Here is a 12,625-nt window from a genome sequence, read left to right as displayed (position 1 = left end):
TTCTTGAGCTAGGTTGTACGATAACTTACCTCATACAAACCGCACCGCTCCCACCCAAGTGTCTGGATGCCTATAACAATGAACCCACAAGAACTGAAATCCATCCTCTCCCACGGCTTGCTGTCATTTCCTGTCACCGACTTCACTGCGCAGGGCGATTTCAATCAGGCTGGCTACATCAAACGCCTGGAATGGTTGGCCCCATACGGCGCGAGTGCGCTGTTCGCCGCCGGGGGTACGGGCGAGTTCTTCTCCCTGGCTGCCAGCGAATACAGCCAGGTCATCAAGACAGCGGTGGACACATGCGCCACGTCGGTACCTATCCTGGCGGGCGTAGGGGGTGCAACCCGCCAGGCCATCGAGTATGCGCAGCAAGCCGAGCGCCTGGGGGCCAAGGGCCTTCTGTTGCTACCGCACTACCTCACCGAAGCCAGCCAGGATGGCGTCGCTGCCCATGTAGAGGCCGTGTGCAAGTCGGTCAACATCGGCGTAGTGGTCTATAACCGCAACGTCTGTCGCCTCAATGCCACCTTGCTCGAACAGCTGGCCGAGCGTTGCCCGAACCTGATCGGCTACAAGGACGGTCTGGGTGACATTGAACTGATGGTGTCGATCCGTCGCCGCCTGGGTGAGCGTTTCAGTTACCTGGGCGGGCTGCCGACTGCCGAAGTCTATGCTGCAGCGTACAAAGCGCTGGGTGTGCCGGTGTATTCATCGGCGGTATTCAACTTCATCCCCAAGACGGCCATGGACTTCTACCACGCCATTGCCCGGGACGATCACGCCACCGTAGCCAAGTTGATCGACGACTTCTTCCTGCCCTACCTAGAAATTCGTAACCGCAAGGCCGGTTACGCCGTCAGCATCGTCAAGGCGGGTGCCCGCATTGCCGGCCATGACGCAGGCCCGGTTCGTGCACCGCTGACCGACCTGAACCCCGAGGAGTATGAAATGCTTGCCGCCCTGATGGACAAGATGGGGCCGCAGTAAACCCTCGCGGCGCCTGCCAGCGCCGCCCCCGGAGTGGGCCCGCCCTACTCCGGCACAATTCGAAGACCCCGCACAACAATAACTAGTGGGAGTACTACCAGCATGCAAGCGACGAAGAAAACGCATGTGCGCTACCTGATCCTGTTCATGCTGTTCGTGGTGACCACGATCAACTACGCCGACCGCGCAACCATCGCCATCGCAGGGTCGAGCCTGCAAAAAGACCTGGGGATCGACGCCGTCACCCTGGGCTACATCTTCTCGGCCTTCGGCTGGGCCTATGTGGCCGGACAGATTCCCGGCGGATGGTTGCTGGATCGCTTCGGCTCAAAAAACGTCTATGCATTCAGCATCTTCACCTGGTCACTGTTCACCTTGCTGCAAGGCTTCGTCGGCGGCCTGCCGGTGGCCTGGGCAGTCGTCACTTTGTTCACCCTGCGTTTTCTGGTCGGCTTTGCCGAAGCGCCGTCGTTCCCCGGCAACGCCCGGATCGTCGCCGCCTGGTTTCCGACCCAGGAGCGAGGCACGGCCTCGGCGATCTTCAACTCGGCGCAGTATTTCGCCACCGCCCTGTTCGCGCCCCTGATGGGCTGGATCGTGTTCAGTTTCGGTTGGGAGCATGTGTTCGTGGTCATGGGCGTGCTGGGCATCCTCTTTTCGATGGTATGGCTCAAGACCATCTACAACCCCCGCCAGCACCCGCGGATCAGCCCCGCCGAGCTTGAACACATCGAGCAAAACGGCGGCTTGGTGGACATGGACCACAAGCGCGGCAACGACGGGCCCAAGTGGGGCTACATCAAGCAATTGCTGACCAGCCGCATGCTCCTGGGTGTGTACCTTGGCCAGTACTGCATCAACGCCATCACCTACTTCTTCCTGACCTGGTTCCCGGTGTACCTGGTGCAGGAACGGGGCATGACCATCCTCAAGGCAGGGTTCATCGCTTCGCTGCCGGCTATCTGTGGCTTCATCGGTGGGGTACTGGGCGGCGTGATCTCGGACTGGTTGCTGCGCCGCGGCAATTCGCTGACCTTCTCGCGCAAACTGCCAATCGTGTGCGGCCTGATGTTGTCCACCACCATGGTGTTCTGCAACTACGTCGATGCCGAATGGATGGTAGTAGGCTTCATGACCCTCGCGTTCTTCGGCAAAGGCATTGGTGCGTTGGGCTGGGCAGTGGTGGCCGACACCTCGCCCAAGCAGATCGCAGGCCTGTCCGGCGGGTTGTTCAATACCTTCGGCAACATCGCCTCGATCACAACCCCTATCGTGATCGGCTACATCATCAGCGCCACCGGCTCGTTCAAGTGGGCGCTGGTCTATGTGGGCGCCAATGCGCTGGTGGCAGTACTGAGCTATCTGGTGATCGTCGGTCCGATCAAGCGCATCGAGCTGCGCGATGAGACGCCTGAGCCCAAACCAGCGCCTGTGGCGGATGCCCAGCTTGCCAGCCCGCGTCATTGAATGAGCACGTGCGCACTGCCCGCCAGTGCGCACGCACGTAAAAAAAGCCTGAGAACCTGAACAATAGGGCCCGAACATGCAGCTGATCGAACATTCCGAATCGCCGCGCTATATCCGTCTTCACGATGATGACAATGTGGTGGTAGTGGTCAACGACGGCGGCCTGGGCGAAGGGGCCCGGTTCGCCGATGGGCTTACCTTGGTAGAAGACGTGCCCCAGAGCCACAAGGTGGCCACCGTGCCCATCGCCAAGGGCCAAGCGGTACGGCGCTATGGACAGGTGATCGGCTATGCCCTGGAGGACCTGCGCCAAGGCAGCTGGGTGCAGGAGGGTCAGCTGGCCATGCCCGCCCCACCCGAGCTGGACGATTTGCCACGCTGCGATGCAGTTCCCCAGCCGAAACCGCCGCTGCTGGGTCATACCTTCGAAGGCTACCGCAATGCCGACGGTACGGTCGGCACCCGCAACATCCTGGGTATCACTACCACCGTGCAATGCGTCACCGGGGTGCTGGAGCATGCCGTCAAGCGCATTCGCAATGAGCTGCTGCCGCGCTATCCGAATGTTGACGATGTGGTGGCCCTCACTCACAGCTACGGCTGCGGCGTGGCCATCAATGCCTGCGATGCCTATATCCCCATCCGTACCGTGCGCAACCTGGCGCGCAACCCTAACCTGGGTGGCGAAGCGCTGGTCATCAGCCTGGGCTGTGAAAAGCTGCAGGCCAGCCAAGTGATGCACGAAGACGACCTGTCGGTCGACCTCAGCGAGCCCTGGCTGTACCGTCTGCAGGACGCAAGCCTGGGCTTCACGGAAATGATCGAGCAGATCATGGCCCTGGCCGAAACCCGCCTGAAAAAACTCGACAAGCGCAGGCGCGAGACTGTGCCGGCCAGTGAGCTGATCCTGGGCATGCAGTGCGGCGGCAGCGATGCCTTCTCCGGCATCACCGCCAACCCGGCGCTTGGCTACGCGGCAGACTTGCTCGTGCGGGCCGGTGCAACAGTGCTGTTCTCGGAAGTGACCGAGGTACGCGACGCCATCTACATGCTCACCTCCCGCGCACAGGATCCGCAGGTGGCCGATGCGCTGGTACGCGAAATGGACTGGTACGACCGCTACCTGCACCAGGGCGCTGCCGACCGCAGCGCCAACACCACCCCAGGCAACAAGAAAGGCGGTTTGTCGAACATTGTCGAGAAAGCATTGGGCTCAATCGTCAAGTCCGGCAGCGGCGCCATTCAAGGTGTGCTCGGGCCGGGGGAACGGGTGAATGGCAAGGGGCTCATCTTCTGTGCCACACCTGCCAGCGACTTCGTCTGCGGCACCCTGCAACTGGCCGCCGGGATGAACCTGCATGTGTTCACCACCGGCCGAGGTACGCCATACGGCCTGGCAATGGCGCCGGTGGTGAAGGTATGCACCCGCACCGAGCTGGCGCAGCGCTGGCCGGACCTGATCGACATCGACGCCGGGCGCATCGCCACGGGCCGCAGCACCATCGAAGCGCTGGGCTGGGAGCTGTTCCATTATTACCTGGACGTGGCCAGCGGGCGCAAGCACACCTGGGCTGAGCAACACCGCCTGCACAACGACATCACCCTGTTCAATCCCGCACCCATTACCTGATCCTTTTTTCTGAGGAGTTCCAGATGCCAGAGATTCTTGGCCACAACTTCATCGCCGGCCAGCGCAGCGCCGCCGGCACCCAGCGCCTGCAAAGCTTGGATGCCACTACCGGTGAGCCCCTGCCCTATGGCTTCGTACAAGCCACCGAGGGCGAAGTGGACGAGGCGGCCGAAGCCGCACAGGCCGCTTTCGCAGCGTTTCGTCAGTTGGCACCGGCACGACGCGCCGAATTTCTGGAGGCCATTGCCGCAGAGCTCGATGCGCTCGACGATGACTTCGTGGCGATCGTCTGCCGTGAAACCGCATTACCAGCAGCCAGGATCCAGGGTGAGCGCGGCAGGACCAGCGGTCAGATGCGCCTGTTTGCACAGGTGCTGCGCCGAGGCGACTATCTGGGTGCGCGTATCGACCTGGCGCAGCCAGACCGTCAGCCGCTGCCGCGCGTGGACCTGCGGCAGATGCGCATCGGCGTTGGACCTGTAGCGGTGTTCGGCGCGAGCAACTTCCCCCTGGCCTTCTCTACCGCCGGTGGTGACACCGCCGCTGCACTGGCTGCCGGTTGCCCGGTGGTATTCAAAGCGCACAGCGGCCACATGGCTACCGCCGACCTGGTCGGTTGTGCCATCGAACGTGCGGCCGCCCGTACCGGCATGCCCAAAGGCGTGTTCAACATGGTGTTCGGGGCAGGCGTGGGTGAGCCATTGGTCAAGCATCCGGCCATCCAGGCGGTGGGCTTCACCGGCTCGCTCAAAGGTGGCGATGCCCTGTGCCGCATGGCCGCCGAGCGCCCCCAGCCGATCCCGGTGTTTGCCGAAATGTCGAGCATCAACCCGGTGATCGTCCTGCCTGGGGCGCTGGCCAAGCGCGGCGAAGCGATTGCGCGTGAACTGGCAGGCTCCGTATGCCTGGGGGCTGGACAGTTCTGCACCAACCCGGGGTTGGTGATAGGGCTGCAATCGCCCGCTTACACCCAACTGCTCAAGAACCTGGGCAGCCATCTTGATCAACAGGCTGGCCAGACCATGCTCAATGCAGGTGGCCTGCGAAGCTACGCCAGTGGGCTGGATCATCTTCACGCCCATGACGGTATCGTGCACCTGGCCGGCCAGCCGCAGACAGGCCCGCAGGCACGTGCACAGCTGTTCGAGGCCGAGGCCCGCCTGCTGGTGGAGTCTGACCCGCTTTTGCAGGAAGAAGTCTTCGGCCCGACGACGGTAGCGGTGCAAGCGCGCGACGAGGTACAACTGCGCAGCGCCCTGCAGGGCCTGAGAGGCCAACTGACCGCGACGCTGATCGGCGAGCCTGAAGACTTTGCTGCGTTCGCCTGGTTGGTACCGCTGCTGGAGGAAAAGGTCGGCCGCATCCTGGTGAACGGCTACCCCACCGGGGTGGAGGTATGCGATGCCATGGTCCACGGCGGCCCGTACCCCGCCACTTCGGACGCTCGGGGCACGTCTGTCGGCACGTTGGCCATCGACCGATTCCTACGGCCGGTGTGCTATCAGAACTACCCGCAGGCGCTGCTGCCAGAGCCGCTGCGCGACAGCAACCCGCTGGGGTTGCGCCGGCTGGTGAATGGCCAGTGGAGTGATAAAGCGATCGAAGGACAATCTTGAGTCATTAGCCGTGATGAGGGACACCAGGAGGCTGGGGCGATGGTGTCACGCCCCGCTCACCTGTGCCCGCTCATGCGCCTGGCGCAGCCGTTCCCGGCTGTTGCTCAGGTGCATGCGCATGGCCATTTTCGCCCCTTCGCTGTCCTGACGTGCAATGGCCTCATAGATCGCTTCGTGCTCATGCATCAGCCTGCTCATGTAATGGGGCTGGTCGTCGTGGGCCAAGCGGGCAGAATTGAGGCGGGTTCGAGGGATGATGCTGGTGCCCAGGTGGTTGATGATGTCGGCGAAATAGTGATTACCGCTGGCCTGGGCGATGCGCAGGTGGAATTGAAAGTCCGCGGACACTGCATCGGTAGCATGAGCTGCCCCTTCATTGAGCTCATCGAGGGCCGCGCGCATCCCAGCCAGCTCTTCATCGCTGCGTCGCTGTGCGGCAAGGCTGGCCGACTCGATCTCAAGGGCGATGCGCAGCTCCAGTACCGCGAGTACTTCGCGCAGCGTCACCACCGTGGCCGGGTCGATGCGCAGCCCCCCAACCGGTGGAGCGTCCAGCACGAAGGTACCGATACCATGACGGGTTTCCACCTGCCCGGCGGCTTGCAAGCGCGAGATCGCCTCTCGCACGACCGTGCGGCTGACCCCTTCCTCGGCCATGATCTGCGATTCGGTCGGCAGCTTGTCACCGCGCTTGAGTTGACCACTGCGAATGCGTTCGGTCAGCACCGTGACCAGTTCCTGGGCCAGGCTGCGCGGCTTGCGCCTGGCCCGAGCCGGTGGTTGTAGATCTGACATGCCCTGTGCTTCACCTTGAAAGACAGCTGTCATGATAGCAGGCAGTTGTACGATCACATACGGCTGCCACGTTATTGGTGCTGGTGCTATCACGACACCGTTTGTTAAGGTCCGGGCTTTCCATGGAAGGATGTCTGCATGAAACTGCTGGACCGATCACTCCTGAGCTGTGGCTTGCTCATTCCATTTTGGCTGGCTCTGGGCGTTTCGCTGACCGCCATGGCCTACCCCGGCTACGATCATCTGCAATTGGCAATGAGCCAGCTTGGCGCCGTCGGCGCCCCAACCCATGGCCTCTCCCCGCTGGTGAACAATTTCCCACTAGCGCTCTTGTTCGCCTTGTTCGCCTGGGGCATTGCGCGGCGCTGGCGCGGCTCCCGGCTGGCCATGGTCAGTGCGGTACTGTTGCTACTGCACGCCGTTGGCAGCTTGGGCACGGGTTGGTTCGCCTGCGACCAGGGCTGCGCGCCTGACCAGCCTTCCACGTCGCAGCAGTTGCACAACCTGTCAGGGCTGTTGATGTTCTTGTCCTTGACCCTCGCCAGTGGCCTGTGGGTCTGGCTCGGCGCTCGCGTCGCGGACTCGCGCGCCCTGGCGGTCACCTCGCTGGTATGTACCCTTGGCGCAATCATCACCGTCGGGTTCATGGGCCAAGCCATGCAGAGCGGGGAACTGTTCGGGCTTTACCAGCGGCTTAATTATGGCGTGGGGGTGGTTTGGGTAGCGGCTATCGCCGGGTACAGCCTGCGTGAACAGGCCAGCACAGGCGCCAAGGCTGCGCTGGCCTGAAGGCAAACTGCTGGCCCCTGGCTACGGAGGGAGGAGGCAAACTTCTTTCTCCTTCAAGCGCTTAGGACAGGAACATGCGAGTCATTCTAGCAATTACAACGGGCTGCCTGCTGGCGACGGTAGGTCTCAGCGCCAGCGCGCGATCGTTGACTCAGAACGATCGCCAAGCCTGCACGTGGGGTGCCCAGATTGCAGCCCAGGCCCAACAAGCCAAGTTGTCTGGCGTGACGCTCTATACCGCGCGCAAGAAGCTGCAGGCCCGCAAGTTTGCCAAGCCGTGGATGCGCATGACAGCCTTCGGCATCACCGAGCAAACCTATAACAGCCGCTCGCGGCTCTCACCGGCTGCCATCGGCAAAACCTACCATGAACAATGTGTACAGCATGCTGTGGCACGTAGATAGCTAGTTAAATCAGATAGTTACGAACTATATTTGATGTTAACTATCAGTCCAGCAGCCCCCAACCTAACGTTGATTGGCCGAGTCGTTAACCACCCGGCCAGCCCCTTGCCTTAACAGCCGGTCAAGGTCGTCGCGCGGCGCTCCCCTGCAAAGAACGCAGGGCGTAGCCGTACCCCGACCACGTTGCCCATGTAGGCGGCGATCAGCCATAGCCAGCCGTGCAGGCTCCCCGATGCGATACCGCTGAAATAAGCGCCAATATTGCAGCCGTAGGCCAGGCGAGAACCGTAGCCCAGTAACAGGCCGCCAATGACAGCAGCGATCAGTGACGGCAGCGGGATCTTCAGGCTCGGCGCAAAGCGCCCGGCAAGACCTGCGGCCAGCAGCGCCCCCAGCACGATGCCCAGGTCCATGACGGTGGTTACATCCTGCCAGACTGGCGAGGCCAAGGCCTTGGCATTGGCCGGCGCCTGCCAGAACACCCAGCTGCTTACCTGAACGCCAAGGCTGTCCAGCACCTTTGCGCCCCACAAGGCGAAGGCCGAGGTGATGCCCCAGGGCCGCCCAGCCAGCGCCAGGGTGGCATAGTTGAGCACGGCCAACGCGACGGCACCCCAGACCAACGGCCAGGGGCCCCGTACAAAGCGTTGCAGACCTGCCCGGCCATGCTGCTCAGGCTGTTCAAGCCCACCGTGGCGGCGCTTTTCCAGGTGCACCGTGACCCAGGCGATCAGGCCGAACACGCCCAGGCTCACCAGCAGGGCGGGCACGAGGCCCCATGCCTGCACGATCGAGGTCGCAGGCAATGATGGCAAAGCAAACCACCAGTCGGCGTGGTGCGTGGCGGTCACGGAACCGATGATGAAGAACAGCAGGGTCACCAGCATTCGGGCATTGCCGCCACCAACGGTGAACAAGGTGCCCGACGCGCAGCCGCCCCCCAGCTGCATGCCGATGCCGAAGATGAAAGCCCCGAACACGACGGACACCCCGGCCGGTGCCACAAGCCCTGTCACGGGGTTGCCGAACAGGTTGCCGGCCGCAAGCGCCGGGAAGAACAGCAGTACGGCCAGTGCCAGCATGACCATCTGTGCGCGCAAGCCGGCGCCACGCCGCTCATTGATGAACACGCGCCACGCGGAAGTGAAACCGAAGGCGGCGTGATACAACGTCAGGCCCAGCGCAGCCCCCAGCAGCAGAAGCAGCACCTGCTTGAAGCCTGCGTTGACATCCAGGAACCAGGCGCCAGCCATCAGTAGGCCCAAGGCGACTAGGGGTGCGCCCAGGCGGCGCGGTTCAGGTGAAGCGGTAGCGGAAAGACCCATCGAAATACTCGGAAAAAATCGAACAGGTGCGCAGTATAACGGCAACCGCCGGCAAGGTCGTGTTGTGCCGCCAGCGGCACAGGCGCGCATTTGTTAGGCTTGGCCCTGCCCCCTTACGGATCAGACGCCCGGACCATGGATCAATTGCGCAGAATCGACCTGAACCTGCTTCTGGCCCTGCACGCCCTGCTCACCGAGCGGCATGTGACACGCGCTGCCATTCGCCTGCACCGCAGCCAGCCGGCGGTCAGCCATGCGCTGGCACAGCTGCGCGAGCATTTCGATGATCCTTTGCTGGTACGTCAGGGTGGCAAGATGATGCTCACCCCGCGGGCTCAGGCCTTGGCACAGCCGCTGGAACACGCATTGGCGGATCTGGAAGGGCTGCTGAGCACGCCGCAATTCGATGCCACGCAGGCCCGGCGATGCTTTCGGCTCTCGCTGTCGGACTACGCCGCACGGATCATCCTCCCACCTCTGCTACGCCATGTGCGGCGCGCTGCCCCGGGCATCGACCTGGCGGTCAGCCAGGCCAGTCGCGAGGCGATGGTGGCCCAATTGCTCGACGGCGAACTGGATCTGGCACTGGGGGTCTTTCCGGAGCTGCCTCAAGGCATCATCGCCCAGTCATTGTTTGACGATCGCTTCGTAAGCGTGGCTGACCAGCAGACGCTGCCGGCCACGGGCGAACTGAGCCTGAGCCAGTGGTTGGCGCGCCCCCATGTGCTGGTGGCTACGCGCCCCGACGCCTTCGATGAGATTGACCGTGCCCTGGCCTCCCAAGGTCATCGCCGTCACATTGCCCTTGCACTGCCCCATTGGAGCGCAGCCGTGCAAGTGTTGAAAGATACCGACCTGATTCTTACCGTGGCGCGACGGGCCGTTGCCCCGCTGCCTGCCCATGCAGGGGTTCGCGAGTTCATCCCGCCGGTGCCTCTGGACTGCATCGATTACCGGCAAGCCTGGCACAGCCGCAAAGACGGTGACGCAGGGCATCGCTGGCTGCGCGAGACGGTGCTGACGTGCTGTCAGCCGGAGGTCTGATCGTGGCTTGAAGACTGTACTGCGGGCTCGCTTTTGCTGGATGTACTGGTCGCCCATTGACTCTGCACCAGCCACACGCCCGCCAGAATCATAACTAGCCCAAGTACTCGCGCCAGTCCCAGGGGCCTGCCAGGCAGGTTCATGATGGCAAAATGATCAGCAACAACCGCCGTAACGATCTGCCCTGCCACCACCAGCACCAGAAAGCCTGCCGCCCCAAGCCTGGGCGTCAGCGCCGCCGCCCCTGCCACATAAAGGGCGCCCAACACACCGCCGATCCAGAGCCACCAAGGCCCTTGCAAGGCTTTGCCGATGTCCGGCGCAGGGATCCGCATCACCAGCAGCGCTGTGATAACGACCACCGCGCTGACGGCAAGTGACGCAAAAGCGCCCCACAGCCAGTGACCGAGTGCCTTCCCCGCAGCGGCATTGCCAGCTGCTTGAAACGGCAGGACAGCGCCAGCAATCAACGCTAAAACAATGGGTAACAGCACAAATATAAGGGATTTACTGAACATGACCGTTCTCGCTACCAGGACGGAGTTCAGCATGAGGCTATTGATGCCTCGCATGGAAATCGAAAACTGAGATGGAAACTATTCGTATGGCGAATAGCAACCTGGCGCGTCTTCGCCCAGGCACCGCGTGACTCTCACATTGAGTGTCGGCTACAGGGGCAATGTGTCCTGCCCCCGTAGCCGATTCATCAGTTGCGCGTCACCCGCCAGATGGTGTTGGCCAGATCGTCCGCAATGATCAGTGCCCCACGCGGGTCGACGGTCACACCCACCGGCCGCCCACGCGTCTTGCCATCTTCGCCTCTGAAACCGGTGGCGAAATCGATGGGTTCTCCCGCCGGCTTGCCGTTGCTGAATGGCACGAAGATGACCTTGTAGCCGACCGGGTTCGGCCTGTTCCAGCTTCCGTGCTCACCCACGAATACCCCTTCAGCAAAGCCTTGCCCCATGGCGGCCGTGGAGAAGTCGACACCGAGCGCTGCGACATGCGACCCCAGGCTGTAGTCGGGCTTGATCGCGGCAGCCACCTTGTCAGGGTTCTGCGGGCGCACCCGGTCATCGACATTCTGCCCCCAGTAACTGTAAGGCCAGCCGTAGAAGCCGCCTTCACGCACTGAAGTCAGGTAATCGGGAACCAGGTCCGGGCCGAGTTCATCGCGCTCGTTGACCACTGTCCAGAGCTGCCCGGTACCCGGCTGGACGGCCAGTGCAGTGGGGTTGCGCAGCCCAGTGGCGTAGGGGCGATGCGCGCCAGTCTGGGCATCGACTTCCCACACCATCGCACGGTCGATCTCGACCTCAAGCCCCCGCTCGGTGATGTTGCTGTTCGAACCGATGCCCACATAGAGGAAGCGGCCGTCCGGGCTGATGGTCAGTGCCTTGGTCCAGTGATGGTTGATCTCGGCTGGCAGGTCGGTGAGTTTGACCGGTGGGCCGTCGGCCTTGGTCTGGCCGTCGCGGTAGTCGAAGCGCACCAGCGCATCCTGATTGGCCACGTACAACTTGCCATCGGCAAATGCCAGGCCATAGGGCGCATTCAGGTTTTCGGCAAAGACGGTCTGCAGCTCATACTTGCCGTCACCGTCGGCATCGCGCAACAGGGTTAAGCGGTTGCCGCCCTTCACCTGGGTATTGCCCTTGGCCTTGATCTGGCTGGCGATCACATCCTTGGGCTTGAGTTTGGCAGCGCTGCCGCCGCGCCCCTCTGCCACCAGGATGTCGCCGTTGGGCAACACCAGGCTCTGACGCGGGATTTTCAAATCGGTGGCGATGGCGGTGACGCTGAAACCGTCGGGTACGGTCGGCTTTTGCTGACCCCAAGCCACCGGCTCGGCGATCTTCATGCTGGGCAGCAGACCGCGCTGGGGCTCGGGCAGTTTCGGGTCGGGCCCACGGGCCTGGGTAGGGTCACCCTCACCGCCGCAAGCGGCCAGCAACAGCGAAAGGGACAACAAGCTCACAGCGTGCAGCGCTCTCATGCTTCACCTCCCGAACGCAGGTTGCTCAAGCCAAGCCACGCCGTTACCACCGCGAGCACCGTCACGATTACCGACAGTACCAGCCCGGACGGCATCACAGCCCAGGCGTCCTTGGCGTGCTCGAAGGCGTTGACCAACCCAAGCACCCACGTCACCAGCAGCAACAAGAAATAAAGGGTCGGCCGCCCGGCCTTGCGCCGAGCGCTGATCAAGTTGGCCAGGGCGAACAGCAGGGCCAGCCCGCAGAACACCAGGCCCCCTGCGATCAGCCAGGCGGCAAAGTTGCTCCATTGAATCTGGTAGCTGTTGTAGTAGGCAATGTCACTGATCATTGCCCCCAGGAACAGCGGCACGGTGCCCGCCAACAACAACGCATGCAGTGGGCCAGGTCTGCAGCGGTACAGGGTAGGGTCGGATACGGTCACGGTGCCTCCTTTTCGTTCAGTGACCAGGGCCGGCGAGAGACGGCCCACGGGGATACGCAGGGTGCGCCTAGCAAATGAGCACCCTGGCGAGCCGATAGTTCAGCCACGCACCACTGAAATATCCTGCAAGAAATCCCGAACCGC

12 protein-coding genes are annotated in these 12,625 nt (G+C 62.7%); 7 read left to right on the top strand and 5 right to left on the bottom strand.

Going from position 1 to position 12,625, the window contains the following annotated elements; translation table 11 throughout:
• The first annotated feature begins 78 nt into the window (after window positions 1–78).
• The 4 genes from kdgD to CRP40_RS15185 all read left to right on the top strand — a co-directional run bounded on the left by kdgD (window position 79) and on the right by CRP40_RS15185 (window position 5,703).
• Entirely contained in the window at window positions 79–990 is a 912-nt protein-coding gene (gene kdgD, locus CRP40_RS15200) for a 5-dehydro-4-deoxyglucarate dehydratase (RefSeq protein ID WP_027914859.1), read from the top strand.
• A gap of 102 nt (window positions 991–1,092) precedes the next feature.
• Window positions 1,093–2,457 carry an MFS transporter gene (locus CRP40_RS15195; RefSeq protein ID WP_027914858.1) on the top strand — a complete coding sequence of 455 codons (1,365 nt, stop codon included), beginning with the start codon at window positions 1,093–1,095 and terminating at the stop codon, window positions 2,455–2,457.
• A gap of 76 nt (window positions 2,458–2,533) precedes the next feature.
• Window positions 2,534–4,087 (top strand): galactarate dehydratase, encoded by a 1,554-nt coding sequence (gene garD, locus CRP40_RS15190; RefSeq protein WP_027914857.1) that lies wholly within the window; start codon window positions 2,534–2,536, stop codon window positions 4,085–4,087.
• A 23-nt stretch (window positions 4,088–4,110) separates the two neighbouring features.
• Window positions 4,111–5,703, top strand: coding sequence for an aldehyde dehydrogenase (NADP(+)) (locus tag CRP40_RS15185; protein ID WP_027914856.1), 1,593 nt, complete (start codon window positions 4,111–4,113; stop codon window positions 5,701–5,703).
• 45 nt (window positions 5,704–5,748) lie between these two features.
• Here the strand turns inward: CRP40_RS15185 and CRP40_RS15180 are convergent, their stop codons facing one another.
• The gene (locus tag CRP40_RS15180; protein WP_027914855.1) at window positions 5,749–6,498 is read right to left on the bottom strand and encodes a FadR/GntR family transcriptional regulator; all 750 of its coding nucleotides are present in this window, start codon (window positions 6,496–6,498) and stop codon (window positions 5,749–5,751) included.
• Between the two features lie 138 nt (window positions 6,499–6,636).
• Between CRP40_RS15180 and CRP40_RS15175 the strand changes: the two genes are divergently transcribed.
• Window positions 6,637–7,287 (top strand): DUF998 domain-containing protein, encoded by a 651-nt coding sequence (locus CRP40_RS15175; protein ID WP_027914854.1) that lies wholly within the window; start codon window positions 6,637–6,639, stop codon window positions 7,285–7,287.
• A gap of 74 nt (window positions 7,288–7,361) precedes the next feature.
• The gene (locus CRP40_RS15170) at window positions 7,362–7,691 is read left to right on the top strand and encodes a hypothetical protein (RefSeq protein ID WP_027914853.1); all 330 of its coding nucleotides are present in this window, start codon (window positions 7,362–7,364) and stop codon (window positions 7,689–7,691) included.
• Between the two features lie 110 nt (window positions 7,692–7,801).
• Here the strand turns inward: CRP40_RS15170 and CRP40_RS15165 are convergent, their stop codons facing one another.
• Window positions 7,802–9,016 carry a YeeE/YedE family protein gene (locus CRP40_RS15165; protein WP_027914852.1) on the bottom strand — a complete coding sequence of 405 codons (1,215 nt, stop codon included), beginning with the start codon at window positions 9,014–9,016 and terminating at the stop codon, window positions 7,802–7,804.
• A gap of 135 nt (window positions 9,017–9,151) precedes the next feature.
• Between CRP40_RS15165 and CRP40_RS15160 the strand changes: the two genes are divergently transcribed.
• The gene (locus CRP40_RS15160) at window positions 9,152–10,060 is read left to right on the top strand and encodes a LysR family transcriptional regulator (RefSeq protein ID WP_027914851.1); all 909 of its coding nucleotides are present in this window, start codon (window positions 9,152–9,154) and stop codon (window positions 10,058–10,060) included.
• Here CRP40_RS15160 and CRP40_RS15155 read toward each other — a convergent pair.
• The 3 genes from CRP40_RS15155 to CRP40_RS15145 form a co-directional block, all read right to left on the bottom strand.
• The gene (locus tag CRP40_RS15155) at window positions 10,045–10,578 is read right to left on the bottom strand and encodes a DMT family transporter (protein WP_027914850.1); all 534 of its coding nucleotides are present in this window, start codon (window positions 10,576–10,578) and stop codon (window positions 10,045–10,047) included. The genes CRP40_RS15160 and CRP40_RS15155 overlap by 16 nt on opposite strands.
• A 188-nt stretch (window positions 10,579–10,766) precedes the next feature.
• The gene (locus tag CRP40_RS15150; RefSeq protein WP_027914849.1) at window positions 10,767–12,056 is read right to left on the bottom strand and encodes a sorbosone dehydrogenase family protein; all 1,290 of its coding nucleotides are present in this window, start codon (window positions 12,054–12,056) and stop codon (window positions 10,767–10,769) included.
• On the bottom strand, window positions 12,053–12,481 hold the full coding sequence (locus CRP40_RS15145; protein WP_027914848.1) for a DUF2231 domain-containing protein: 429 nt from the start codon (window positions 12,479–12,481) through the stop codon (window positions 12,053–12,055). Before CRP40_RS15145 ends, CRP40_RS15150 begins: the two co-directional genes overlap by 4 nt.
• Window positions 12,482–12,625 lie beyond the last annotated feature (144 nt).

Origin of the sequence: Pseudomonas sp. URMO17WK12:I9 (assembly GCF_900230165.1) — a bacterium.
GTDB lineage: Bacteria > Pseudomonadota > Gammaproteobacteria > Pseudomonadales > Pseudomonadaceae > Aquipseudomonas > Aquipseudomonas fulva.
The sequence above is the reverse complement of the archived record's forward strand: the minus strand, read 5'-3'. Positions and strand labels throughout refer to the sequence as shown.